Raw genomic sequence first — 26,244 nt, 5'->3', positions numbered from 1 at the left:
CAGCATTTTTCTGTTTCTTTGTGGTGGAAAAAAATAGGAGGTTTTTTCCGTGTTATTAAACAACTTTTTGCTTAGTCGAGCAAAAGCTGAATTAAGTCCTCGAATTAAACATTTATCCAAATCACCGGGAACTATTAATCAATCAATCAAGAAAGTTACTACTTATATTGATAATATTGTCCATGAAGATGAAGGTGTTACCACAAGAGATTACCTTACCAAAAGACAGTTCGAAGCCTTTGAGACTGTTTTATCTTATTTAGTACAAGAAGGATATAGCCAAGTTAAACAAGATCGTATTAGCAAAAAATCTGGCATTTCAAAGCCTGTTATAAACTTTGTGTTTAATTGGTTGCAAGATTTAGGAGTATGCCAACAAATAAAGGTAAGACGGCATGGAAAAATCGCTCCTTCCGTTTACATCTTAACCATACATAATAACTATTTAAAAATCATTGAATACTTCAAGGTGAAATGGGCTTTAGCTATTGATATATGCTCTACTTTCACAGAGTTTTTAAAGAAGAAAACTTCACAAGAAAAAAGTGAATCTGAAGATGAAAATCAAATATCTGTTTCCTCTAATGGATTAGATATTTTTGATATTAAAACGGAAAAAGAATTACAATCTGAACCTACTTCTACTCAGAAGCGAGAAGAAGACTTAAACACTTACTTAAGTGAAGATCAGAAAAGAGCTTACCACCATATAATGTGTCAACGTGTAACAAATTTAACTGAAAATGAAGCTTATGTCATTGCTTTAAGATTGCCACCAGATTTAGATAACTTAGAAACGTCTGGTGAGTGGGCTTTTGAAGAATCTGTTAAATGGTTTAGAGATAACAAAGCTGATTATAGCGCTCCGGCTCATTTTATGAAAATGTTTAGTGAGAAATTAAAGTTTTATCAAAAACAAAGAATAAATGAATCTCAAAAACGTCTTACAAATACGGGGATAGATAAAAAGAATAATAGTACAATCCCATTCGATTTATTCAAAAAAATGCTTGTTCCGAACCCGTAAACCTTATTTTTCAAAAAATAAATATCATTTAGCCTTGCTTGAAAAAATCACACATAGCAAGGCTATTCGTCATGTCATTATTAATCCTCCACTTTCTTCAAGTTTCTTCAAATGCTTAAAGAAAAAATATCCTGATTTTGCATCGAGAACTTTCATTTTCCGCTTAAAGTTCTAGTAAAAAAACCTTCCCTTTTAAAAATAAAAATCCCAAAATTTACTCACATATTAACTTAGAAATTTACTAAGCTAAAATTCTAAATCGCTTGTAAGACTAAGAGTCAAAGGCTATATTTTATTTCTAATGTTTTTATTGGTTTTATTTTTTAAAACAAGATTTAATAAATAAAGTAATTTCATTTTCAAGTTGTATTTTAAAAGTGAATTTTGTCACTCCTTAGGGAGGAAATACTTTTTACTGATGATAATTACAGCACCTTTAAAATAATTCAAATATCTTCCCTATAAATTTACAATTTGATACACATTACAAATTCGATTATTTAAATTTTTGTGGAAAACACATACGTTTTAATTTTAAATAGCAATTTTTAACGAAGTTTAGGGATTCTCTATATATAGAAAAAAATTTAAATTATAGGAGTTTTAACAATTAATGTGGAAGCGTTCTATATAAAAAATAAAGGAGGGCGAACAGTTGCAAGAACGCTCATTTTGGACAAAAGATGTTGCCGAACACTTAGAAATAGGTACAAGTACGCTTAGGAAATGGTGTATAGCTTTAGAACAGGAACAATATTCTTTTGTAAAAGGTGCAAAAAATAGTCGTGCTTTTGTTCGAAAAGATATTAAAGTACTAGAACAGATGAAAAAGCTGATTCAAGAGGCTGGAATGAGTATTGAAGGAGCCGTGAAGGTTGTTTTATCTGTTCCTTTGGCTGAAGTTGAAACGGATAACGATCTAGAAGACGATAACAGAACGCCTAGCGTTCTATCAGAGAACATAATGAATTTTCCTAAAGGTTTTATAGAAAAATTACTTCAAGAACAGATATTACTAAAAGAGAAAATTCAACAGCTCGAACGTATTGAAGTCATGAATGCCGAACGGTTAGAACGCATGGAGAACAGATACAACGAACGAGATTCATTACTATTAACACATGTTAGAGAGATTCAAGAAACTAAACAACTTATAGTAGCATCTCAAAACAAACAAAAGGAAAAAAAGTGGTGGGAATTTTGGAAATAACACATTTAAAGTAATTTATTTTAAATCAGAATAAATTACTTTAAATTAACCAGATGTTCTTTTTTTGAAGTAACACCTCAATAATAAATTATTTTAAATGAAAATAATTTATTTTGATTTAAAATAATTTATTTTCATTTATTTTCGTTGCTTTTTCCGGTAAATTATAGTAAAATGTAATTAAGATAAGTTTAAATGATTTAAAATGAATTCTTTTCAATAAGAAAGGGGTAATATAAATGAAATTCAATTATTTTGTAGAAGATGATAATGGGAATTCCGAGAAGAAGATTACAATTAATGGAGAAATGATGAAATTTCCAAACACATATAGTTATGTGTATAAAGAGCCTGTTCCGCAAGATAAAAAAATTGAAGAATTAGTGCATGGCTTAATTCATAATATGGATGTTACTGTTAATTCATCAGCTTTGAAAGGTCAAGTAGCTCAAAGGGTGTTTGTAGGAGAACGTGCCATTCGCTCTGGTGAAGATCTTCAGAATCTTAACATTAAATCAAACCGTGGTAAGCATAGACAAGATACTACAATTATGACAACAGTTAGTGCAATCGCTTGTCGTTCGGTTCAAGATATGTTTAAAGATCAAAACTCTATAGAAGAAGGCACAAATATAGAAGCAATTGTTTCGATGGTTACAGCTTTACCAGCTAGTGAATGGACGAAAGAAAAAGCAAAACAACTCTCTGAAAGATTTACAAATAGTAGTCACCATGTAACGGTAACTGTGGGTGATTTGAGAGTTTATGTAACTTTGAAATTTGATAAAGTTATTGTTGTACAAGAAGGGACTATTGCTCTATTTGCTTTAATCGAGGATGGTAATGGGAAATATAGAAATGATGACATATTTAATGAGTTTAAAGAAACTTATGATATGAAAGATATAACGGGTGAATACTTCCAAGAAAAACGTCTTCTACACATAGACATTGGTGATGGAACAACAGAATATGTTGTTACAAAAGGCTATGATTATGATAATGATCACAGTTCGGGAGAAAGACATGGTATAGGTCATGCGATTGAACGTGCTAAAAAAGATTTCGAAGATGAATGGGGTTTTTCTATAGAAAGACAAGAATTTGCCGGATATCTAAAAGAAGAGCATCCTAAATATTATGAAGATGCTAAAAAGTTCTTAGCAAGAGCTAAATTTAATTTAGCTGATGAAGTGTTAGATACTGCGGAAACTAAATTACAAGACTTAAAATATGATGTAGAAGTCGTTGTTGTCTATGGCGGTGGAAGTATTCAATTAAAAGAAAATCTTTTCGAGGATTTAAAAGAAATTTGTGATTCTAAAAAAATTAAAATATTATGGATTAATCCTAAGAATTCAACGGAAATGAATGTAAAGGGCATGACAGTATTTAGTTCAATTGCACTTCAAAAAGAACAAGTAAAATAGGTGATTATGATGGCTAAACCAAAAGCGATTCAAATTCCATTATCGGAGAAAATGCGTCAAAGATGTCCAGAACTATTTGTTTGGATAGAATCACAGGAAAACCCTAATGAAGCTACAAGAAAGGTGTTAGAACATTTTATATCGTTATACGGGACACAAAGTGTAGATAACGAAGAAATAAAGCTTGGAATGGCTAAAGACTTGTTAAGTGCAAAAGGCATGCTACAAGGAGATATCCCAAGAGGTTTGCCTTCCAAATCACCTTTAACATACAAACAGCCAGAAGAAGCTAATGTAATTGAAGAAGTTGAAGGCGTAATCGGAACCTCAAATGAAGAAAATCAGCCGAAAGATGTTCATATTGAAAAATCGAAAGAAAAAATTCAAGAAGATCCAGTAAATAAGCCTATAGAAAGAAATATAGATATCAACAAGTGGACGAATTAATATTTTTTAAAAATGAACTTTAAGAGCAACATTTTTATGAAAAGAAGCAAAAAACAACAAGATGCATAATGACATGATGGAGTGCTTACTTATTAGAGAAGGCACTCCATTTTTGTATTTTAAAGAAGAAGTAGTTTTTTCAAATACATACTTTTATACAATGAAAGTGGTGAGTTTATGGAAATGCCAAGTAGTAAACAAAAAAAGCGCCCTCAAATTTTTAATTCTTTGCTATTTTGGGTATTTATTCTTATTGCATTGTTCTTATTTAAATCAGTTTTTTTACAAATCATAGGTATTATATTGATTATTGCTTTTACTTGTTTAGGGTTTTATTATCTTGGTTATTTGTTGTTTGGCATAATATCCTTAATTATAGTTGTAGGTAGTGTTATATTTGCCATATGCATTTTAGGATATTTTTTATAATATTGAAGCGTAAAAGGAATGTGGATTATGGAAAAGTCCCCAGTGGAATTTATTATTATATCTCCAAATAGTGAAGTGTATGAACCGGATATTGTATACATTACAGCAAAGACCCCTGATGCTGCTATCAAACAAGTGGAAAAAGAGATCGAGTCCAGAATGGGAAAATATTATACATATAAAGTTAAAATTAGTATCCAAAATAAGGAGGAGCAACTTTCCTTATTTTAAAAGATTTTAATAAAGTAAATTAAATCTAAAATTTATTTTCTGTGTAAATTAAAATAGAGGGGATTATCCCCCTCCATTTCCATGTGCATATTGAACAATCAGGTCTTGGGCAACTTTGCTTACCGGAGTTTGTACACTAAATATTAAAGCCACAGCTATTAACAGTCCAATAGATTTATGATGTAGTTTCTTCATTTAAATCACCCTTTTTAAATATATTCTTCATTTTCCTGGACAACTCGAAATATTCGCACGATTTAAGGTAGTTCTTTTGTTCATAATACTTATGCGCTAAATGCTCTTGATATTCCTTAGTATACTCTGATATTTTTTGTTTTTCAAAATATTCAATACCTTCTAAAATAATATTTTCTAATTTTGAAGCATCTACATCATCATTTAATGCTTGTAAGATGCGGAAATGATGTAAATACTCTTCGATACCAAGATTTTTACAGATGTTTATCCCTCGCTCAATACGCTCACAAGCTACATCCTTTTCGAGTAATTTAACGTATTCCCTTGCCTCAACGAATAAAGCTTTGTAGTTGTTTAACATCTTTTTATTAACTTCTGAAAGAAACTGAATTGCTAAATCGGGACGATCCTGTTTAGCATGCATTAAGGCTATGTTTTGTTTTACCATTAAGATGAAGGTCTCTTCTTTAATGTTTTTGAAGGCGTTTAACGCTAATGTATAGTACTTGTTCGCAAGTTCAAATTCATCCAAATCTGCATAAGTTAACCCCAAAAGATTATTACAAAAAGCAACGTTATTTTCACATTCAGCATATTTAGAAAATATTCTTTTAGCTTTTGATAATTCTTGTAAGGCTAAAAAACCTTTGTATGTTTCATAAAATTTATATCCTAACATATAATGAAATTCAGCAACCTCTAATTCGTTATTGATATATTTTAATAATAATTCTGCCTTATCATAGAATTTTTGGGAAGATTGATAATTTCCAATTGCGTTATAGTAAATCGCTTTGAAAAAATGATAATAATATGTTAAAGAATTATCTTGTGGTATATCAAAAGTCTCAATAATGTCAAAACTGTCAGTAGAAATTCCTAGATTATTAAGTAGATAATTGTGCCGAAAATCTATGAGGTAGTAATGTAACATCAAAATTTCATCTTCTTTAAATTCATTTATAACTAAGTCAATCTTATCTTTTAAACTAATCGCCGCATCAAGATCTCTTGCTCGAATTTTAAAGTACCATTCATTTAAAGTTTGTAGCACTTGTTCATTCCCTTTCACATGAACGTTCATATATTTCTCCTCCATCATCCCATAATCCCGTAAAATAAAGGGAATATTCTTATAATATATAATACCAAATAATGCAACTGTCCATATTACTAAGAAGCATTTTTCAATAATTAACTGAATATTCAATTTATTAATATTTTTAATAATATCTCCTATGGTATTAAATTGTAAAAGGAATGAGGAGTATGGAAAAATACAAATTTAATTTTCATCTTATATCCTATTATATATAAGGTGAAATTTAGTATCCCCACTAATGATGATCAATTTTCCTTATAAAAAAAGTTCCTTCGGAATGAAAGAACTTTTTTTATGTCAAACTAGTATCTTTTCTTACTTCTATTCTTTTTAATAAATTCATAAATTTTATCCATAACAAACGTTTCTTTTTCTTTCCAAATAGCTTCAGCTTCTTCTAATGTAACTACTTTCACCAATTCTTCGATTGTTGTATTTTCAACTAAAAAGGTAGCTACAGCTCCGGTAGATGTTGAATATTTACGGATAACTGAATCTATAATGTTATCAATCTCTAGTACACTTTTATTATGGGACTTATTTTCAATTTGACTATTTGAGCTTGTTCTTTCTTTTTCTGACAGTTCTTTTAATCGGGAATTTAGAATGAATTCTACATAACCAATTGGGGAATCAATATCTGTACGAAAACGTATATCCTCAATTATCTCTAATACAATTTCTTTATGCTCTTCCCATTTCTTAAACACTTTAGGAAATACTTTTTCTTTACACCGTTCTTCAAATCTCTTAATTTTTTGTTCGAATGTATTCGGTTGTTGAAATTGATCTAATTTTTTTTCAAAACGAACTAAATCGGTATCTTTCTTTTTCTGGCTACGAATAATGAATCTAACTTTTTGTACTTTCCTACCTAATTTAATTTCTTCAAACTCAAAGGAAATATCTGTTTTTTGTTCTAATTCTTTTTGAGAAGGTTTCAATACACGCTGTTTAAAATTCGCATAATTAGGGTATACATCCATTGCATCTAAGTAATACCTTAAATTTTCAAGACTAATTGTACGTTCCTTTAAATCTTCATATTGTTTAAGTAGCTCATAAATACGTATAGCATATGTACTTTTTAATTTAACAACGTTAGCCAATCTATAGCTTGTAAACTTACTGCTTAATTCTAATAGAAATGGCTTTAATAAAGGATCGAAACGCATATCAATTGTTCCTTTATTTCTGTTATAAATTGCTGAAGATAGCCAAGATACTTGTATCAGCTCTTCCCCTGCCCGGATTTCAATTACTTTCGATAATAATTCCTTTGTAATTTTACTTAGCTCAGTATATTTAGTCGATCCACTTAAGCCAAGTAGATCGTGAAATTGTCTAATTGGGAATGTATATGTTTTAAAATCCCGATCATTCGGCTCAATATTACTAGCCAAACAAAGCAACATTTTTTGCTCAACCAAATTTAAACGCGAATTTGCTTCAATCAAAGTATTCGATTTTGAAACAATATTATTCTCTTTAATTTGTAAATCTTGATTTATAGACATACTTACATACGTCCTTTCTTTACTACTACACTAACTATAACAAATATATCGCCTTTGTTATAGTTGATTTTTTATCGAACCTCACGCTTTACTTTTGCGAGCTAAATAGTTTCAAATAAAAGAATTATGTAAATCACTACATATTAAGAGCTCAGTGGAAGACAATTCATAGTTGTATATTTTACAACCATTTTTGTTATAGTTAAGCAACCAATTTGTTATCTTTACAACCATTTTTGTTATAGTTAAGCAACCAAATTTGTTATCTTTACAACCATTTTTGTTATAGCAACAACCAAATTTGTTATCTTTACAACCATTTTTGTTATAGTTAAGCAACCGAATTTGTTATCTTTACAACCATTTTTGTTATAGTAACAACCAAATTTGTTATCTTTACAACCATTTTTGTTATAGTTAAGTGTCACAATCCCTTACATATCAACAGGTTTCGTACACCTAAAACATATAAACAAATAAAACATATAAAACAATTATTATATAAACAAACAAAACATATACTAATAATTTGAATGAATATAAATATAATATATAATCAATTTCTTAAAAAACATCCCACCTTCAAGTTATATGAAAGTTTATTTATATAACCAAATTTGTTATTTTTACAGCCATTTCATTAGAGAGCCCTCAATATATAAAATAAGGAAGAATAACTTTCCTTATTTTAAAAGATATTTCAAGATGAAGGAACTTTTTTCATGTAAAATATAAATAATATCAGCATTTTTCAGAAGAAGGTGATTTCTTGAATGAGCTTAGAATAGAGGATATTTATCAAGAGATTTTAGACGGTAAAAGAGCTAACTTTCCTTATTTTATTTGGAGTGAAAGTGATAATAAACAGTTTGCAAGAAGAGTCACAAAATATTTAATTGAAGTAATTTTAAATTGGAATACTGAGGAGATAAAAAAAAGTTGGAGTGGAAAAGTTATTAAAAAATACAAATTAGCCGGTATGGTAACCATAGTATACAATGCTAGTCCATATGCAATGTTAAATGATTTGTATCCAAACCGCTTCAAAGAATGGGAGCTAAAATATACTCCTAGTAATTTTTGGACAAAAGAAACAGCGATTGAAGCATTAAGATGGACTATTAAAGAGAAAGAAAAACTAACAGATGAACAATTATTAAGAGTATACAGCCAAAAATGGCTAGTGAAACATAAATTAGCTTCGCCATGCTATCTATTTTTTAATAGTAGTCCATATGCAATGTTAAATGGTCTATATCCGAACCGCTTTAAAGAATGGGAGTTAAGTTATACCCCTAGTAATTTTTGGACAAAAGAAACAGCGATTGAAGCATTAAGATGGACTATTGAAGAAAAAGAAAAGTTAACAAATGAACAATTACTACAAGTCTATGGTGAAAAATGGCTGCAAGAAAAACGAATGCTTACACCTTGTTGTAAGTATTGGAACTGTAGTCCATATGCAATGTTAAATGATCTATATCCAAATCGTTTTAAGGAATGGGAGCTAAAGAATGTTCCTTCAAATTTTTGGACAAAGGAAAAAGGAATAAAAGCATTAAGATGGACAATCGAAGTGAAAGAAGAGTTAACAGATGAACAGTTAAAAAAAGTTTACAATATAGCATGGATGAAAAAAAAGAGATTAATAACTCCTCTTTTGGTGTATTGGAATTTAAGCCCCTATATGATGATAAATGAACTTTATCCTGGGCGTTTCAAAGAATGGGAATTTAGTGTAGTCCCTAGAAATTTTTGGACGAGGGAAAAAGGATTGGAAGCATTACGTTGGACTATTGAGGAGAAAGAACAATTAACAGATGAACAGTTATTACAAATCTTTAATATTCAATGGTTGACGAGAAATAGACTAATGACGCCATTAAATAAACATTGGAATAGTTCCTATGAAATGTTAAACGATCTATACCCAAATCGTTTTAAAGAATGGCAACTACAAAAAGTCTCTAAAAACTTTTGGACGAAGGAAAAGGGATTGGAAGCATTACGTTGGACTATTGAGGAGAAAGAACAATTAACAGATGAACAGTTATTAAGAGTATATGATATAGAATGGATGAAAAAACATAGGATAGGTATGCCAGTATATGAGTATTGGAGTAACAATCCATATCTCATGCTGCACGAATTATATCCGAATAAGTTTCCAAGAGAAATTATGAAAACATACGTGTCAATTCGTAATTGGTTTATAGAGTTCTTTGAAACAGAAGAATTTTCAGAAGTACTAAATATTGTATGGGAAAATAGCTATGAACATGGGGATACCTTTGTTTTTGCACATGAAAAACAAGAAAAAGTTATTCAATTTTTTTATAGGATTAAAGGAGCTAGTTCTATCGAATCACGTTATAACGAATCTAAAGGAAGAAAAGAATGGTATTGTACACTAAGTAAATGGCATCCATTTATCTTGAAGTTAAAAGAGCTAGGTTGGAAGAATCCCGAAGACAGTACAAATAATTTACAAAATAGGTATATGCCTGTTAACTGAATGAAAGCGATGGATATCATATTTTCGAATAGAACCTGTATAGATTGCAAAACACTTTTCACATGATATAATATAAGTACAAACAAAGGTATATTCTAGTCAATAAAATCATACAATAAAAAAAGAGAGCAACATGCGCTAACATGTGCTCATCTTTTTACGTAACCATAGCCGTTAGGGTGATGGTTATCGTTTAACGTTTTGTCTTACGAGATCCACCCTTTTTCTTTTGCTTGCGACGGCGATAAGAAAGGGTGGATTTCTCGTTTTCTAAATACTTTTTCTTAAAAAGGTGAGCTATGCTTTCGCGTAGTACGCCTTTAATAATTTCTTTAAGAAATTCGAGAAATGTTTCCATGGCTTTTTCACCCCCTTCCCCCACTACAAGTGGAAAGAAGAGAAATGACAACCATGCACCCTAACTTTTCCGGTTACTAAGACATTATAGCATAGTTTCCGATTGTTGAAGATTATTGTCGAACGTCATTCTTAAATATAGAATGGCGTATTTTTTGTGTACAAATTCGAAAATACGAATCACCATCATATGTATTTAATGTATCTAGAAAACTATATGGATGGTGAGACTATGAGTCAGTATCAAATGTTATATAGCACTCCGTATCTCTACTCTTCAGAAACGCTCAGACAAATGTACAAAGGAACCAAGAAGGAAGAAAACATTTATACAATACGAGGGCACATGCTACGACATGAAGTATACCTGGACCGACAATACCGAGGTTACTATTATTTAAGTCAAAAAATCGAAGAAGATCTATATGGTGATGAACACGCTGTCTCCTGAAATGAGCTATTAGATGAATATCAACTTTTTAAGGATGGTAAAGGAGATTTGTCCATTAAACCAAAAGGATGGGGTTAATATGACAATCATTGGAGAACTAGGTATTGTATATGGCGTAACGGGAGCTTCAATTTTAGGAATAAAAATGCTGAAGAAGAAAGGTCTTTATCTTCCAGGTTGGTTGCTACGTGCGGGTCTTAAATGCCTACTAATTGGAACTGTTTGGTACGTTCTAATGGATATACTAGATGTGTTTCTACGTTAGTATTACATCGGGTAGTTGAAAATGATTATAATAGCGCATCTTAAACGGTTTTTTCTAAGCTTCCATACAGGCTCAACTACCTTAAGGAGGTATGGAGGGAATGTTGTCACTTTTATTAATTCCAGCAACCTTTATAACTGTAGCTTATTTTTATCAAAGTAACGGAATGAGTGATAAGAAAAAAATTGCAACTTTTTTTGAAATTGCAAAGATATGTGTTCAACATAAAGGTGAACTACAATACCCCATTTTTATAAAGGAAATAGAAGATGGCATAAGTATTAATTATGTTTATAAGTTACCACTCGGTGTACCTAGTCAACTTATCAAGAAGTTAGCCGAAGTATTAGAAGAAGGACTATATAAACCTGTTAAAATATCATTTCATCAAAGAGAGCTTCATATTCGCGTATTTAAGCAACAAATACCTGAAATATGGAATTGGTCTAAGGATTTGTTAAAAGAGCATACATGGAGAGTTATGATGGGGAGAGCGTTAGATAAACACATATATCATGATTTTGAGAAAACACCGCATATGTGTGTAAGCGGAATGACTCGTTTTGGAAAGACAGTATTTTTAAAAAATGTGATGACTAGTTTAATTTTGCAACAATCTCAACACGTGAAATTTTTTATTATCGATCTGAAAGAAGGGTTAGAATTTAGTCCTTACAAAGAACTATCCCAAGTTGTAGAAGTAGCTGAGAATCCGGAACAGGCGCTAGTCATGTTGGCTAAAGTACGTGAGAAAATGGTTAAACAAATTGAAGTAATGAAGAAGTCCTACTTTACTAATATCATAGATACATCCATAAAAGAGCGATGTTTCATCATAGTAGATGAAGGAGCAAATCTTTGTCCCACACAAGGATTACCTAAAAAACAACGTGATGTATTATTTTTATGCCAGGAGATGTTATCTGAAATCGCAAGAATAGGAGGTGGTTTAGGATTCCGACTCTTATTTTGTACGCAATATCCTACTTCTGATACATTACCAAGACAAATTAAACAAAATGCTGATGCGAAAATAGGCTTTCGATTACCAACGGCGGTCGCTTCACAAGTTGCTTTGGATGAACCAGGTCTTGAGGATCTGCCTTCCCTTCCAGGAAGAGCATTGTTTAAAACAGATCGGACGGAGGAAATTCAGGTACCTTATTTAAAGGATACAGACATGTGGAAGTTACTGAAGCAATACAAGGTGGTGAAACAAAATGAGGCATCAAACACTCAAACAGAAAGCCAGACAAATGGAGATTTTATACACTTTGAGTAAGTTAGATTTTGCAACGAGGAGACAATTACAAGCAATCCATTGTTTAGGAAGTATTCGAAATGCAAATCGTGTACTAAAAGATTTAACTCCGTTTTGTCATATTACTAAAATAGCTCGTGAGCATGTATATTATTTAAATAAAAAAGGACGTGATTTATTAGGAATTACGAGAGAAGTAAAGAAAAGTAGTCAATTACAGCACATATTAATGCGAAACGAAAGCTGGATGTGGCTCGGATTTCCAGAATGGAAAACAGAAAGACCTATAGAATTTTCAATTAATGGTCAACGGTATCAGATCATTCCTGACGCAACGTATTTTGTGGATAATGTCCCCCATTTCGTTGAAATAGATCGTATGCAACATATGAAGGCAAACGAACATAAAATACAGTTATATGGCCATATAACAGATATCTATAAAAGACAGAATGCTATTGTTCCAGTAATTATCTTTTTCACATTATCAGACTATCGGCAATCCAAATTAGAACAATATGCTGTAAAACAAAATGTGTTTATGAGAACGTTCGTGATGGACCACATATTCTAGGAATCTTAAATATTGATGTCCCAAAAATCATGATAATCAATGCGATTATCAAATTTCCTTAGTGTTTTAATGATTTTAGTTGCGGATGTTAAGGTGGGAACACGATCCTTTTTATTCGCTAAATCACTTATTAATGATTTACTTAATCCAGTTTTTTGTACTAACCATTGTTGTTTAATTCCTCTACGATCTAAATAGTCACCAAATGGAGTTCTCTTTTTTCCTAACCCAAACATAGGGATTCCTCCTAATTAAGATTATGGTAATAATAACTTGTCCAAATTTCCATAAATCTAAACGTTTGTTCATAAATATGGAATTATGTCTTAAAAGTAAGCATAGAATAATATAGAGAAAATCAAAAAATATGGAATAATTTTGAGGAATCTAGCATTCATAGTAATAGCTACAAGATGCGTATACGCTGAAATATAATTGCATCTTGTTGCAAAGGATATGCTGAAAAATTTAAAGCTGAAAAGTCTTCTGTGAGAAGGGATTCAGCTTTTTTATTTTTATTTGAATAAACGTCGAGAAAATTTCAAAGGTGAGCAAGAGAAGGATAAGAGTCGAAATATGAAATATTTTATGCTAAGAGCAAGCATTCTTTTTAGGAGTGAATGATGTTCAATTACTTAAACCGCATGAATTAAATGATATAAGAATATTTATAAAGAAAAAAAGCTTAGACCCCTCGATATATAAGGGATTAAGCTTTTTTTTCTTTGTACTTTTGTAATTCTTCAAATAGCCTTTGACGTTCGGATTCAAGGTCTTTTTCTGAATGTTGTCCAATCGGTTCTGCCGTTTCTTGTTTATGTAACCATTCTGGAACAAGTTCTCGTCTTTTTGTTTTCCGATTATTAATTTTGGTTTTAGGTATTATATCTAATACTTTTTTCTCTTGTTCTCTTCGGAATTCAAGATCTGTTATTTTATTTTCTATAGATGTAATTAAATAATTTTCATAATTTGGTACAGTACCTTTTTTATAGTTATTAATACATTTCTTTAATACAGAATCAAATGATCTTTTTTGTATTTTACCTTTAAAAATATCACGAACTTTATTGGTTATCCATAAAATGTCATCATCAGATAGAGATGATGTATATACAGTATTTATTTTTTTGTAGGTTTCAATTTTCGAATTTTGCATACTAGTTATATCCGAATGTAAAACGTTCGGTATATCTTCATCATCAATATTTGTTATTTTTTCTTTTTTCTTTATTTTCTTTGTATATGTACCATTAGTACTGTACTGAGAGTACTGTACTAATGGTACAGTACTAATTTCCTTTAGAGGAACTGACTGATGTACTAAAGGTACATCAGTCAGTTTTTTAGTAATATCAAGGGTTCCGCCACACATTGGACTTAAAGATTTTACGGAAGCTCCTGAATTTATTAGTTCAGCAATAGTCTCATGAATGAATTCGGAAAATTCTTCAGAAACGAATGGAATATCTGAAACATTATAAAAAGATTTCTTTTTTCCATCTATGTAACAATTAAAGCCAATTATATAGTTTTTATTTGCAAGTTCTTTCCAAGCAGCATCTATATTTTTTCTACTAAACTTTTTATAAAGTTGTGTTTTATAAATTACCCAATCGCTTGGTAAACTCATAAGATGAGAGAGTAATCCAATTGATCTCAAATCGACTAAATCATTTTGTAAAGGGTTATTATGTATTTGAGCATACTGATTCGTATGACGTCTTTTAATTATATTACTCACGATATTTTCTTCTCCTTATAGGGACAAAAGAAAAAGTATGTTTTCTATTTTGGGTTATAGGAAACCAAGTCTCTTGAAAATTCGCTTTAAAAAATGTACAATGTACTTAATAAATTTATAAAGCGAGCTCTAAAAGAAGCTTTTTTAAGTCATTGGGAGTTGTTATGTACCGGCCAAAGTATGAAACAACTTCTTTTTCTTTTGCCATTTTCCAGTTTATTGTTACAGATTAATAACTAAATAAAAAATTAAATAATAGCCCTAACCTTCAAGTGAAAATGCTTAATCAATAATTACCAATATATGAAAGCGTTTTCTTTAATATACTACCATGGTAGTGACACCTTTACCATATGTATAAATAGAGAGAATATTGCATATTTTTTAGGTATTCTGATAAGTTAATTTAATTAGTTCCATTCATATAATTTCACGTACCTAATTGGAAATAATTCTAATTATATATGATAATTAAGGGTTTTACAATATAATACAATAATACTTATAGTAATCACTTCCATATCTTAATCACAGAGTACCTAAGTGAGAAATTTCAGAGGGGAATATTAAAAAATAAGATGCTAAAGCTGCCTACTCAGTAAATACTTACAAACTTTATGAACACTTCCAAAAAAGGGATAAAACCCCTTGGAAATATAATAATGATTATATCACGATAAAATTAATGGGAAATAAAGTATTTAAAAAAACAATGTTTAGGTAAGATATTTCTCTCTGTTCGTTTTTAATTTTATTCTGTGAAGTCTAAACGTATTTAATACAATGGATACAAAGTTAAATACCATAGCCACCTCTAGTAGCCATGGTGCAAGGAAACTTACTATTACTGGAATTCTTAGTTTGTTATAGAACAATGACGAGAATCATTTGATTTAAGCTCGCGCCTCTCGACATTCATAGCCTCCCTAAAATTGGAATTTCACACCTTCACATTTTTTGGGAAGGTGTCTTCTGTCGAAAAAAGATAAAAAAACCCGTGCATAAGCACAGGAAGTTGTTGTCACACATATCGGTTAACTATATTTTAAAAGATTTGTTGATGAATTTTTATAAAATTGTGTTGAGAAGTAAAAAACAACTTATTAAGAGTCGCTTTTCGGTCATTATAGCAAGAATAAAATTATTATAGCGCTTTCAAATCAACGGGTAAAATTCTAATATATAGTTATTTAAAATGTATTTTAAAGCTCCATAATTTTTAAATATAGTTCTTTGATTTTATATTCCTTAACTTTTAATAATTCTAAACTAATTGTTGCTTCATCTCTAGATTTTAATCGAATGAGTAAATCGTAGCTCATTCTTAATAAATAATAGGATTGTTCAAAATTATCTTCACAAGCCAGAATAACGCCCATTAAACGATAGAGTTTTGCTCGTAAAATCCCATCTTCTGTCTCATCTAATAATCGTATTGCTTTGTTACAAAATTCTTTAGCCTTATTTATATCGTTACATGATAGGTAGTATTTAGAAAGTTCCTCTAAAACAGAAGCCTGCTTATTAGGTTTTCGTTGTTTTTCATAAATCGTTAAGCATTTAGTTAGTATTTTTACCATCTCTTCTTTTTTATTACGAAATGCCTCAATGATTGCTAGGTTATGGAGAGCAAGAACATTTGATTCTTCATCGTTTGAATCATAGAGACTAATTGCTTTTTTAGTCCATTTTGATGCATCTTCTATCAAGTTATTACGATAATACGCTTTCCCTAATCCTAATGCTATATCTCCATGTAATTGTTTATCACCAGTCATAGAGACTTCATCTTCAGCTTCAAGATAAGCAGATATTGCTTCTGAAAGATTTCCTAATCGAATATTAGTAGTTCCTAAGTATGTAAGAGCTTGTATTCGTTCATCTTGAAGCTTCTTTAGCTGATCGCTGTATTTAATAGCGAACTCATATGCTTTTTTAGCCAATGGAAAATTTTCAATTTTAAATGCTGCTTTTCCAGCTTTCATGTAAAGTTCAACAAGATACTGTCTATCTTTTAACTCAAGGAAAAGTGGTAAAGCTTCTTCATATTCTTTTAAGGTTTCTTCGTATTCTCCTAAGTCAAGTTTAATATTAAGAGATACAAAATGACACTCTGCTAACAGCTGTTGATCTTGGGTCATAGTAAAAACCTTTTTAACCATATTTAAAGCGCTTTCGTATTCCCCTAGGTCTTTTTTTAATTTTGCTCGTTCTAAAATTGCATCACAAACATCAAAACTATCCTCATGTGTTCCCCCGAGAAAAAAATCAATTGGCTTGTTAAGTTTTTTGGCAATAATTCTGAGAGTCTTGTCAGAAGGATTTGCATGTCCTTTTTCAATTAGACTTATGTATGCTCTAGTCATTTCATTTCCAGCTAATTGCCTTTGTGAAATGCCTAATGTCGTTCGTGCTTCCCTGATTTTTTTACCAATCAAAACAGTATCCCCCTAAAATATTTTAAAATGTAAAATATTCTCTATTATATAATAACGGAACTGGTATTTGAATATGATTTATTTAAAATATAAAAATATTTCATAAGGTTTAAATTTTTGCTTGTAAAATATATTAGTAAAAAGACAATAAAGTTATTTAATTTTAAAACCTAAATCAAGCATAAGCCCGTTCTAAATTTAGGACGGGCTTAAAATATAGTTGTTTCTGTACAATATTAATCATTTTATTAGATTACTTAATACCTTATGTTTTTCACGTATTTACCGGGGATAATAAATTTCTTAACCGTTCTTACAGTATTTTCTTTTTGTATAAGCATTTAGAATAAAATTATCAAAGCCGAGCAAATCACAATACGAAATAATTTATTCGTTTGCATTGTATTTTTGAAGGCATATTAAACAATAAGGGGAGAATAACGGGTATGTGTAGAATTTTTGGTTTTTTTGGAAATGAAAAAGTAGACTCTATTACTATGAGTAAGGTATCTGATTTACAAATTAAAGGAGGACCAGATAGCCAATCATTTATCATTAAAGAAAATTGGGCTATTGGTAATAATAGACTTTCAATTGTTGACCTTGCAGGAGGGAAACAACCATACTCTTTAGGGGAAGATATTCAGGTTGTATTTAATGGGGAAATTTATAATCACGATGAACTACGAGAAATGCTTCAGGAGCGCGGTTATCAATTTGAAGATAGATGTGATGGCTCAATTATCCCTGCACTATATAATGAATACGGTCCAGATTTTGCACGATATTTAGATGGGATGTTTGCGATTGCAGTTATTGATACTAAAAATGCCACTCGCTTAACACTTGTTACTGATCCTACAGGTATTAAGTCCCTATACTACTATTGGAATCCAGAGAGTAAAACGTTATTCTTCTCTTCGGAGCTACCATCATTATTAGGATTTAATGCAGTTCCGAGGAATCTATGGTTAGCAGGAGTAGACTCTTATTTAACAACTAAAGCTATTTTTGGTGAACACACAATGTTTAAAGACGTATATGTTATGCCATCGTCATCAATTTTACAACTAGAACTTAATGAATCACCAAAGCTTAGTCGATATGAGACACATCTTAGATCAAACAATCCTACAAGCGATCTTTCAACTGCAAGCAATTTATTAGAGGAACAGTTGTCTAGTGAAGTCAGCGCGTTATTAAATGCAGATGTACCAGTTTCTACGATTAATAGTGGAGGTTTAGATTCTAGCTTTGTCACTTCATTAGCAAGTCAATGTAAGAGTGATATTCATTCATTCAATATTTCGTATACTGGAGAATGGCCATTTGATGAGAAAGTTTACGCAAGGGATGTTGCCAATCATTGTAAAACTCATCATCATGAAGTGAAAATTGACCCTAAGCATTTTCAAGATTTATTGCCTGATGTAGTAAAACATTTAGGACAACCAAACGCCGATCCTATTACTCTTAGTAGCTATTCATTATTCGAAGCTGTAAATCAAGCTGGATTTAAAGTAGCTATTTCCGGTGATGGTGCTGATGAAATGTTTGGTGGCTATGAACGTTATGTGGAGGCTATGAACAGAGCTGGTGATTGGATTAAGCCTTATGTAGAATCACTAAGTGCTATAGAAGAAGAATTACGTTGGGAATTATATAGTGATGATTACAAAACATATCTTTTAGATAATGGTAAAACATCAGAAATTATTGAAGATAAATTACGCCAGGATGGTGGTAATCGACTTGACACAATTTTAGACTTTGAACGTAATTATCGCTTGCCATCATACCATCTAAGACGTGTTGATCATTTGAGCATGGCACACTCTGTTGAAGTCAGAGTTCCATTCTGTCAACCACGCATTGTCAAATTCGCTCAACAACTAACAAATGAACTAAGAATTAAAGATGAAAAAGTTAAAAGAGTTTTATATAAATCTGCTGAAGGGAAACTTCCAGATTCAGTTTTAAATCGAAAAAAACAGCCGTTTACGCTACCAATTGACGCTATGATGAGACAAGGATTACCGTTGTTTGATTTTGTGAAAAATACATTAAATTCTAATACTATTAGAAAACAAAACATTTTTAAACCAGAGATGGTAGAAAAATTACTGTCCATTCAGGCAACAAAGCCAAATGGGAAAACAGCATTGGCTCTTTGGTCTCTAATGATTTTCCAACTTTGGATGGAACAATTTAATGTTTCGATTAGCCCGGAGGACACTTTGGTGAAAGAGGTAGTAGAAGTATGCTAACTTACATCGCGAAAGCAGAGGGGAGTGTATCACCAACTATTGTTATTGATGGAGCAGGTCTTGGAGAACAACCTTTGGACATTATTCCTGAATTGCATAAAATTAAGGATGATTTATCCGTAAATAATAAATCTCAAATTACAAAATATGCAGTAATTAAGCCATCAAATCATCCGATGTACGACATCGATTACCTCTTTTTTCAATTAATACCAGGAAACCCTTGCAGGTTTGACTATGCAGGTAGTTGCGGTCACTCAATTCTTGCTGCAATAAATGTCGCGATAAAATGGGGATGGATTCCAACCGTAAGCCCCGGATTAAGAGTAAGAGTAAATATAAAAAATGTTGGGGACAGTCTCGTATGTGAGATTGATCAAATAAGCCGAACAGCGATTGGATGTACTGCACATTTTATTGAAAAACCTGGAACTAAATTGGGTACATTACTACCCACAGGGCAAACTAAAAATATAGTTAAAACACCTTTAGGGAATTTTGAATGTTCGATTGTATCTGCGGGAAATCCATATGTTTTTGTAAGCTGTTTAGAATTAGGAATAGAATCAGAAGAACAATTATTTAATGCGGGAAATGATGTTTTTACAAAATTGCAAGAAATTCGTTATGCCGCTTCAAATTTATTAGGATGGGATCCAGAAAGTGTATTCCCTAAAATTGCAGTGCTGGGGAGATTTAGATCTGATACTGTATCTGTGAGAGCGATTTCCGTACCAACATGGCATCCTACAATGGCTTTAACGGGAGTTGCATGTCTGGGTGTGTCCGCTTCTATGAAAGGTACCGTAGCTTATGATATTGCTAGTCAATGTTTTATGAATAATAATCTTAAGATTCAAACTTCGGGCGGAACTACAGCTGTTTCATGTGCTACTACTGGAAATGAGATGGATGATTATCTTTTATATAACAGTATATCAAACAAAAAGGTAGAACTAGTCGAACCAAATTTATGCGAGAAAAAGGAGGAATTAAATTGGGAACAATCACAAAAGATATTAGCTTAGATCAAAAATTAGATGAATTACTAATTACCCTTGAAGAACAAGCCTCACGTGCTGATGAATTAGGAGAAACTCAAGATATAGCTTTAGACGCAATCCGCAAATCGGGGTATCTAGGGTGTCTTGTACCGGAAGAATTTGGAGGAATGGGCGAAAATGTTATTTTCGCCTCTAGATTTCTTCAAAAAGTTGCAACAGTAGATCCTTCAATAGCTATTATTGCATTCCAACATATGTCAGTTATTTCAAGGGTTTTAGAATGGGGAACAGATTTTCATAAGCAAAAGTATTTGCCACTACTTGCTAGTGGTGAATGGATAGGTGCTTCTGCTTGGTCTGAAAAAGGAGCAGGAGCCAATAAACAAAAACTTTCTACTGTAGGAAGTTATTTAGGGAATGATACCTGGGATATTAGCGGTGCCAAGACTTTTACCACAGGTGCTGGCCTTGCGGATCTGTATCTAGTATTAGTTCAAACTGGGAATACAGATAATACTGGTATTTATGGAAACACAGGCCAATCATTTTTCTTAATTGAGACTTCAACACCAGGAGTTAAAGCAAATTCAAAACTAAATTTATCAGGAATGCGTGGTTCATCAACAGGTTTTATTGAGCTAGACAAGTGTATAGTTGATTCTAAAAGTATTATTGGTCCTCTTGGAGGAGCTCCTAAAATTATTTCAGGTATTCGGGAATCCGGTTTATCTCTAGGTGCTATATCTGTCGGTATCTCACAAGCGGCATATAAGATTGCTTATCAACATATTCAAAGTAGAGGATTACAGGATAAGGAACTTATGAAATTTAAACTCTCAGAACTAAATATGCATATTGAAGCAGCTCGAGCACTGGTCGAGTTTTCAGCTCAAGGAACACATGAAAACCAAAAAATTATCTCTTATCAAAGTAAAATCTTTGCTTCGGAAGTGAGTGAAAAGGTCTGTAGGGACTGTCAGCAATTAGTTGGGGGAGGAGGTTTTATGCGAGGAAGTAATGTCGAGCGTTTTTATAGAGATGCTAGAGCAGTGGCTCTAATGGGACCTGTCAACGACTTAGCCAAAGAAATCATTGGAAGAGAGTTGGTTATGTAATGGTAAAATATGATTTATCAATTATAAATGGCCGATTAGTATTTAAAGATAAAGTAATTACTGGAAGTGTTGGGGTTAAAAATGGTAAAATATGCAAAATAGAAACTGAACCCCAAAATGAAATAGAGGCTGAGCGAGTTATTAATGCAGAAGGCAAATACGTACTTCCTGGTTTAATTGATTCACATGTCCATTTTCGAACTCCAGGGTTGACTCATAAAGAGACTTGGGAGTCTGCTAGTAGGGCTGCTGTAGCGGGAGGTATTACTACGGTTTTAGATATGCCAAACACAAACCCTTATCTCAGTTCTGTTGAATTAATTGAAAAAAAAGATAGTTTAATTAGAGGGAAATCATTAGTGGACTATGGATTTCACTTTGGAGTAGAACCTGGAAAGTCTTTTCGATTACATGCTATCAATCCAGATATGGTAGCTAGTATTAAGGTATTTCTTACAGGTCATCATACAGCTAAGAATGTTATTAGTGTACGTGAAGACTTGGAAGAAATCTTTAAAATCGCCGCAGAAAAGAAAATGATTTTAACACTACATGCAGAAGACGAAGAAGTATTGAATTTGTTCCGGAGATTTAAGAAGGCACCAGATAATCTAACGGAATATGAACAGCACTTACCAAGGTCTGCAGGTATCATTGCCGTAGGAAAGGTTTTAGAACTTATACGAAAATATGGAACGCAAGTTCATGTTCTTCACGTTTCTTCAGCAGAAGAAGTTGAATTAATAGAATTAGCTGCGAGAGCTGGCTATGCAATTACGTTTGAGACAACACCCCATCAGTTATGGTTTGATGCTATAGATAGTGTTAATTTAGGTTCTAAGGCTAAACTAAGTCCTGCAATTAGACTGAAAAATGATCAACAAAAATTATGGGAATCTCTTGGAAATGGGTCAATGACCTCGGTCGGAAGTGATCATGCTCCTCACTCTTTATCTGAAAAAGCAAGAGAGTTTAAAGAGGCTCCTCCAGGTTTACCGGGTGTACAAGAAATGTTACCAGTCTTAATTACTGGTCTAATTAAAAATTTCTCTTTATTAACTTTTGATGAAATTATGTGTAAAGTTGTCTCTGTTTTAGCCGATGGGCCAGCTAATTTATTTAGAATCCATCATAAAAAGGGTAGAATTGAAGAGGGACTAGATGCAGATTTTGTTATTGTTGATCCTAATAAAGAGTGGATTGTAAAGAGCGAAGATAGCTATTCGTTATGTAATTGGTCTGCATATGAAGGAGAATGTTTAAAAGGCAAACCTATTATGACTTTACGTAGAGGAGAGATTGTTTTTAATGATGGTAAATTCGGTAAGTATGACGGTAATTTAGTAGAGTTTCAGCCAACTAAATTACCACAATTTCTAAAAGTTATGGGTAGCCCGTTCCATGACTTTGAAACAATGAATTTAGTCCCATAATTAAATAGACTTAAAACGTCTAATAAGAATAAACTTTATCTGCACCGAGTATAAATTATCGAAAAGCTAGTATTAAGCTAGCTTTTTTTGATGTATATGTATTCCGGAGATTAAAGAGAATACCATCTTTACTGAAAAGGACAAAAATTCTCTAAATTGTGATATTATAATTTTATTAATATTTTACCCTTTCGGAATTACATTATATTATTTAGTGAAAATAAATGATAGGAGCGTATACACCAGATGCTAAATTCTATTTATACTGATAAAATTCAACAGATTGAAGAGGGACTATATAGTATTAGGACAACCCCTCATTTTGCTGATAAGCAAACCGCATATTACATACAAAACAAAAAATTTAACATTTTATGGGATTGTGTTACAGATTTGGATGAAAAAACAATAGATGAAATTAATAAATTTGGAGGAATACAAGCAATCGCTCTTTCTAATCCTCATTTTCATACTACATATATTGAATGGGCTAAAGTTTTCGACGCTTTAATCTATATTCATGAAGATAATAAAAAATGGGTGACGCAACAAAGTGAACGAATTATATTCTGGTCAGGTGAATTTTTAGAATTATCTAACGGAATCACTTTATATCGTTTGGGAGGGAAGTTTAAAGGTGGGGCTGTTTTGCATTGGAAAGGTGGAAATAACGAGAAAGGGGTTCTATTCACAAGTGATATAATTCAGGTGTCCCCAGGTAAAAAAGGGATAAGCTTTATGTATAGTTATTCCGATCTAATTCCGCTACCAGCAAATGTGGTAAAAGATGTTGCCTATGTAATGAAGGGCTTATCTTTTAGTCGTATGTATGATGCATTCTATGAAAAAATTCAGGAGAATGCATATGAAGTTTTTCAGGAATCAGCTAATAGATATGTACGAGCCCTGTTAGAAAAAAACTAGGATTCTGATATTAAGATTCTATGGATCGTATAAGTTCTTTTTCCTATACAAATGCCCTACAAATAATGAAATTTGTTACAAAGGGTATTACTGAAAAATAAAAAACATAAATCTCTTGATACACAAGGTATTTATGCTTTTTATTTTTCAGTACAATTACAATTTTAGAACCAAGAAGGATTTTAACCGAAGTTTTAATTTTATATAGGATTATTTCTAAATGTAATAGAAAAATTAAAAACAAATAATAATGTTATCGATGTAATTTTATGGGTTTTTATGATAATATTATACTACTATATATAACTTTTCCTATTTACATTATTATTAGTATATTAATAATGTAAATAGGAAAATATATATATAGATTTTGTTAAGTGTTAGGGGGGAAGAAATTGCAAATGAAAGCGATTTCTATAGAGGGGATTTATCAAGAAATACTAGATGGGAAAAAAACTAGGTTCCCTGCTAACACATGGAAAAATGATGTGGATAAGGAAATGGCCAGACGGATAACGAAATATTTAATTGAAATAATTTTAAAGTGGGATGAAGAAGAAATCAAACAAAATTGGAATACACCTTTAATTATAAACTATAGGTTACGTGGTCTGCTCAACCACCAGTATGAAAATAGTCCATACAAAATGATTGATGATTTGTATCCAAATCGATTTAAAGAATGGGATTTTGGTATGACTTCGTTAAATTTTTGGAATAAGGAAAAAGCATTAGAAGTCTTAAAATGGATTATAGAAGAAAAGGAAAAGTTATCAGAAGAGGGTTTGTTAGAATTTTACAACAAAAAATGGTTGGAGAAAAATAAACTTGGTTCCCCTTTGGTGATGTATTGGAACGGTAGCCCTTATGCGATGATTAATGATTTGTACCCAAATCGATTTAAAGAATGGGAATTGAAGGTTACACCTGCTGGCTATTGGAAGGAAAATAGTTCATTAGAGGCATTAAGATGGATTATTGAAGAGAAGGAGAAGCTAACTGAAGAACAGTTATTAAATGTGTATAGTCAAAGGTGGTTAATAAACAAAAAATTATGGACACCTTTAAAAAGGTTTTGGAACGGGAGTCCATATGAAATGTTAAATGCCTTATATCCAGGTCGTTTTTCGAAAGAAATGCTCAAAGGATATTCTAAAAAATAAATTATTTTAAACTTTGGTTCATCAGGTTTAAAGATATAGATGTATGAAAATTGATTTATATTAGAATAATTATAATATATCATTTTTATTATTAAAAAATAACTCTATATAACTTGAAAGGTTATATAGTCAAATCAATCAAGATTTAAATTCTTTTCATCTTAATATAAAGATTAAAAACATTTAAAGTGGATGCTAAAATAATTTAGGAATGAGTGGCTACCATATATAGTTATATAATTAATTCAACTGATAGAAAAGAGTGAGAACTTGAATTTACTAGAATCGTTTTCTACTTATTTAAAGGAAAAGGGAAAAAATATAATTACAATTAAGTGCTATATTTTAGATATTAAGCAATACCTAAAATGGTTCGAAAACTTATATAATAGGGATTTTATAAATTTAGAGCGTCAAAATATAGTAGAGTATATTCACTATCTAAAAAATGATACATCATTGTGCTCTGCAACTATTGATCGTAGAATTAGTAGTCTTATTAAATTCAACATATTTTTAATACAAAATAATTCACAAGAGAAGCGTGTAGTTTTTAGAACAGATATGATAAAAGATAAAAATTCTTATAATGTACCAATTAAAATTACAGAAATAGATGCAATTAATTTTATGAAAAATGTATGTGGAAGTAAAAATAAATGTAACTATAAACGTGACTATGCAATCGTGGTGATGTTAGCCTATACAGGTATTCACACTTCGCAAATCCTGTCTATTAAGATAAAAGATTTAAATTTAAAAACTAGGAGATGTATTATTTTTAATGACAAAGGTGAAAAGAAAAAAATGTTATTATTAAATAATAAGGTCATTTATGCCCTAGAGGATTATTTAGCAGAACGAGAGGCGTATAAGGAAGCAAAGGATTCTCCTTATTTATTTGTTAGTAGAAAAAGAGAAAGGCTTGATCGGACAGTTATTAATCGAATTTTTCGGTTATATAGCGATAGTATTACACCATCTCAACTTAGAAAATGTGTAATAAAAGAAGATTATAATACTGATGAATTTGTAGAATAATTTAATAACATTGAAACTAGAAAAGAGCGTTTGAAAACGCTCTTTTTATTTTATCTTGTGAAAATTTTCTATTAGACTTCAATGAATTTTATTATATTTAA

At 31.3% G+C, this 26,244-nt stretch carries 23 protein-coding genes and 1 pseudogene; 18 read left to right on the top strand and 6 right to left on the bottom strand.

Annotation, left to right across the window (positions count from 1 at the left end):
- Positions 1-49: 49 nt before the first annotated feature.
- The 6 genes from MR155_RS24060 (at position 50) to MR155_RS24035 (ending at position 4,774) form a co-directional block, all read left to right on the top strand.
- The gene (locus MR155_RS24060) at positions 50-1,027 is read left to right on the top strand and encodes a Replicase RepFR55 (protein WP_242311278.1); all 978 of its coding nucleotides are present in this window, start codon (positions 50-52) and stop codon (positions 1,025-1,027) included.
- A 655-nt stretch (positions 1,028-1,682) separates the two neighbouring features.
- Positions 1,683-2,237, top strand: coding sequence for a DUF3967 domain-containing protein (locus MR155_RS24055; RefSeq protein WP_242311277.1), 555 nt, complete (start codon positions 1,683-1,685; stop codon positions 2,235-2,237).
- A gap of 239 nt (positions 2,238-2,476) precedes the next feature.
- The gene (locus MR155_RS24050; protein ID WP_242311276.1) at positions 2,477-3,667 is read left to right on the top strand and encodes a ParM/StbA family protein; all 1,191 of its coding nucleotides are present in this window, start codon (positions 2,477-2,479) and stop codon (positions 3,665-3,667) included.
- A 9-nt stretch (positions 3,668-3,676) separates the two neighbouring features.
- Complete coding sequence (locus MR155_RS24045) at positions 3,677-4,114, top strand: hypothetical protein (RefSeq protein ID WP_242311275.1); 438 nt, start codon at positions 3,677-3,679, stop codon at positions 4,112-4,114.
- Positions 4,115-4,291: 177 nt separating this feature from the next.
- Complete coding sequence (locus tag MR155_RS24040) at positions 4,292-4,543, top strand: hypothetical protein (RefSeq protein ID WP_242311274.1); 252 nt, start codon at positions 4,292-4,294, stop codon at positions 4,541-4,543.
- 27 nt (positions 4,544-4,570) lie between these two features.
- Complete coding sequence (locus MR155_RS24035; protein ID WP_242311273.1) at positions 4,571-4,774, top strand: hypothetical protein; 204 nt, start codon at positions 4,571-4,573, stop codon at positions 4,772-4,774.
- Positions 4,775-4,949: 175 nt separating this feature from the next.
- Here MR155_RS24035 and MR155_RS24030 read toward each other — a convergent pair whose 3' ends face one another.
- Positions 4,950-6,056: a response regulator aspartate phosphatase gene (locus tag MR155_RS24030; protein WP_242311272.1), complete on the bottom strand. Its 1,107-nt coding sequence runs from the start codon at positions 6,054-6,056 to the stop codon at positions 4,950-4,952.
- Positions 6,057-6,376: 320 nt separating this feature from the next.
- Positions 6,377-7,591, bottom strand: coding sequence for a replication initiation protein (locus MR155_RS24025; RefSeq protein ID WP_242311271.1), 1,215 nt, complete (start codon positions 7,589-7,591; stop codon positions 6,377-6,379).
- Positions 7,592-8,360: 769 nt separating this feature from the next.
- Here MR155_RS24025 and MR155_RS24020 point away from each other — a divergent pair.
- On the top strand, positions 8,361-10,106 hold the full coding sequence (locus tag MR155_RS24020) for a DUF4046 domain-containing protein (RefSeq protein ID WP_242311270.1): 1,746 nt from the start codon (positions 8,361-8,363) through the stop codon (positions 10,104-10,106).
- A 193-nt stretch (positions 10,107-10,299) separates the two neighbouring features.
- Here the strand turns inward: MR155_RS24020 and MR155_RS24015 are convergent, their stop codons facing one another.
- A complete protein-coding gene (locus MR155_RS24015) occupies positions 10,300-10,464 on the bottom strand; it encodes a hypothetical protein (protein WP_170961022.1) in 165 nt (54 codons plus the stop codon).
- Between the two features lie 231 nt (positions 10,465-10,695).
- Between MR155_RS24015 and MR155_RS24010 the strand changes: the two are divergent.
- From MR155_RS24010 to MR155_RS23995, 4 genes and pseudogenes are all read left to right on the top strand, one after another.
- Positions 10,696-10,992, top strand: a pseudogene (locus tag MR155_RS24010) (hypothetical protein).
- A gap of 1 nt (position 10,993) precedes the next feature.
- Positions 10,994-11,179 carry a hypothetical protein gene (locus tag MR155_RS24005; RefSeq protein ID WP_231348142.1) on the top strand — a complete coding sequence of 62 codons (186 nt, stop codon included), beginning with the start codon at positions 10,994-10,996 and terminating at the stop codon, positions 11,177-11,179.
- Between the two features lie 100 nt (positions 11,180-11,279).
- The gene (locus tag MR155_RS24000; RefSeq protein WP_242311269.1) at positions 11,280-12,461 is read left to right on the top strand and encodes an FtsK/SpoIIIE domain-containing protein; all 1,182 of its coding nucleotides are present in this window, start codon (positions 11,280-11,282) and stop codon (positions 12,459-12,461) included.
- Positions 12,400-13,014, top strand: a complete 615-nt coding sequence (locus MR155_RS23995) for a replication-relaxation family protein (protein WP_242311268.1) — start codon at positions 12,400-12,402, stop codon at positions 13,012-13,014. The genes MR155_RS24000 and MR155_RS23995 overlap by 62 nt, the downstream gene beginning before the upstream one ends.
- 5 nt (positions 13,015-13,019) lie before the next feature.
- On the opposite strand, the gene MR155_RS23990 is transcribed toward MR155_RS23995, so the two are convergent.
- The 3 genes from MR155_RS23990 to MR155_RS23980 form a co-directional block, all read right to left on the bottom strand.
- On the bottom strand, positions 13,020-13,250 hold the full coding sequence (locus tag MR155_RS23990; RefSeq protein ID WP_000467332.1) for a helix-turn-helix domain-containing protein: 231 nt from the start codon (positions 13,248-13,250) through the stop codon (positions 13,020-13,022).
- A 473-nt stretch (positions 13,251-13,723) separates the two neighbouring features.
- Positions 13,724-14,758 carry a hypothetical protein gene (locus tag MR155_RS23985; protein ID WP_242311267.1) on the bottom strand — a complete coding sequence of 345 codons (1,035 nt, stop codon included), beginning with the start codon at positions 14,756-14,758 and terminating at the stop codon, positions 13,724-13,726.
- A 1,202-nt stretch (positions 14,759-15,960) separates the two neighbouring features.
- Positions 15,961-17,196 carry a helix-turn-helix domain-containing protein gene (locus MR155_RS23980; RefSeq protein WP_242311266.1) on the bottom strand — a complete coding sequence of 412 codons (1,236 nt, stop codon included), beginning with the start codon at positions 17,194-17,196 and terminating at the stop codon, positions 15,961-15,963.
- Positions 17,197-17,642: 446 nt separating this feature from the next.
- On the opposite strand from MR155_RS23980, the gene asnB reads away from it, so the two are divergent.
- From asnB to MR155_RS23945, 7 genes are all read left to right on the top strand, one after another.
- Complete coding sequence (gene asnB, locus MR155_RS23975) at positions 17,643-19,463, top strand: asparagine synthase (glutamine-hydrolyzing) (protein ID WP_277958749.1); 1,821 nt, start codon at positions 17,643-17,645, stop codon at positions 19,461-19,463.
- Entirely contained in the window at positions 19,457-20,491 is a 1,035-nt protein-coding gene (locus MR155_RS23970) for a PrpF domain-containing protein (RefSeq protein WP_242311265.1), read from the top strand. Before asnB ends, MR155_RS23970 begins: the two co-directional genes overlap by 7 nt.
- Positions 20,461-21,582 carry an acyl-CoA dehydrogenase family protein gene (locus MR155_RS23965; RefSeq protein ID WP_242311264.1) on the top strand — a complete coding sequence of 374 codons (1,122 nt, stop codon included), beginning with the start codon at positions 20,461-20,463 and terminating at the stop codon, positions 21,580-21,582. The genes MR155_RS23970 and MR155_RS23965 overlap by 31 nt, the downstream gene beginning before the upstream one ends.
- Entirely contained in the window at positions 21,582-23,015 is a 1,434-nt protein-coding gene (locus MR155_RS23960; protein ID WP_242311263.1) for a dihydroorotase, read from the top strand. Before MR155_RS23965 ends, MR155_RS23960 begins: the two co-directional genes overlap by 1 nt.
- 246 nt (positions 23,016-23,261) lie before the next feature.
- Positions 23,262-23,939, top strand: a complete 678-nt coding sequence (locus tag MR155_RS23955) for an MBL fold metallo-hydrolase (protein WP_242311262.1) — start codon at positions 23,262-23,264, stop codon at positions 23,937-23,939.
- 395 nt (positions 23,940-24,334) lie between these two features.
- Positions 24,335-25,102: a DUF4046 domain-containing protein gene (locus MR155_RS23950; protein ID WP_242311261.1), complete on the top strand. Its 768-nt coding sequence runs from the start codon at positions 24,335-24,337 to the stop codon at positions 25,100-25,102.
- A gap of 270 nt (positions 25,103-25,372) precedes the next feature.
- Positions 25,373-26,143 (top strand): tyrosine-type recombinase/integrase, encoded by a 771-nt coding sequence (locus tag MR155_RS23945; RefSeq protein ID WP_242311260.1) that lies wholly within the window; start codon positions 25,373-25,375, stop codon positions 26,141-26,143.
- Positions 26,144-26,244: the final 101 nt, after the last annotated feature.

It is taken from the genome of Bacillus cereus group sp. BfR-BA-01331 (genome assembly GCF_022663915.1).
In the GTDB taxonomy this organism is placed as follows: domain Bacteria; phylum Bacillota; class Bacilli; order Bacillales; family Bacillaceae_G; genus Bacillus_A; species Bacillus_A mycoides.
Note: the sequence above shows the minus strand (reverse complement) of the source record. Positions and strands in the feature narration are given on the sequence as shown.

Excerpts from the sequence above, each read along its gene's own strand:
- MR155_RS24015 (WP_170961022.1), bottom strand. The coding sequence starts at position 10,464 with ATGGAAACATTTCTCGAATTTCTTAAAGAAATTATTAAAGGCGTACTA.
- MR155_RS23990 (WP_000467332.1), bottom strand. The coding sequence starts at position 13,250 with ATGTTTGGGTTAGGAAAAAAGAGAACTCCATTTGGTGACTATTTAGAT.
- MR155_RS24000 (WP_242311269.1), top strand. The coding sequence starts at position 11,280 with ATGTTGTCACTTTTATTAATTCCAGCAACCTTTATAACTGTAGCTTAT.
- MR155_RS23955 (WP_242311262.1), top strand. The coding sequence starts at position 23,262 with ATGCTAAATTCTATTTATACTGATAAAATTCAACAGATTGAAGAGGGA.
- MR155_RS24030 (WP_242311272.1), bottom strand. The coding sequence starts at position 6,056 with ATGAACGTTCATGTGAAAGGGAATGAACAAGTGCTACAAACTTTAAAT.
- MR155_RS24035 (WP_242311273.1), top strand. The coding sequence starts at position 4,571 with ATGGAAAAGTCCCCAGTGGAATTTATTATTATATCTCCAAATAGTGAA.
- MR155_RS24050 (WP_242311276.1), top strand. The coding sequence starts at position 2,477 with ATGAAATTCAATTATTTTGTAGAAGATGATAATGGGAATTCCGAGAAG.
- MR155_RS24045 (WP_242311275.1), top strand. The coding sequence starts at position 3,677 with ATGGCTAAACCAAAAGCGATTCAAATTCCATTATCGGAGAAAATGCGT.
- asnB (WP_277958749.1), top strand. The coding sequence starts at position 17,643 with ATGTGTAGAATTTTTGGTTTTTTTGGAAATGAAAAAGTAGACTCTATT.
- MR155_RS24040 (WP_242311274.1), top strand. The coding sequence starts at position 4,292 with ATGGAAATGCCAAGTAGTAAACAAAAAAAGCGCCCTCAAATTTTTAAT.
- MR155_RS23960 (WP_242311263.1), top strand. The coding sequence starts at position 21,582 with ATGGTAAAATATGATTTATCAATTATAAATGGCCGATTAGTATTTAAA.
- MR155_RS23970 (WP_242311265.1), top strand. The coding sequence starts at position 19,457 with ATGCTAACTTACATCGCGAAAGCAGAGGGGAGTGTATCACCAACTATT.
- MR155_RS24005 (WP_231348142.1), top strand. The coding sequence starts at position 10,994 with ATGACAATCATTGGAGAACTAGGTATTGTATATGGCGTAACGGGAGCT.
- MR155_RS24025 (WP_242311271.1), bottom strand. The coding sequence starts at position 7,591 with ATGTCTATAAATCAAGATTTACAAATTAAAGAGAATAATATTGTTTCA.
- MR155_RS23995 (WP_242311268.1), top strand. The coding sequence starts at position 12,400 with ATGAGGCATCAAACACTCAAACAGAAAGCCAGACAAATGGAGATTTTA.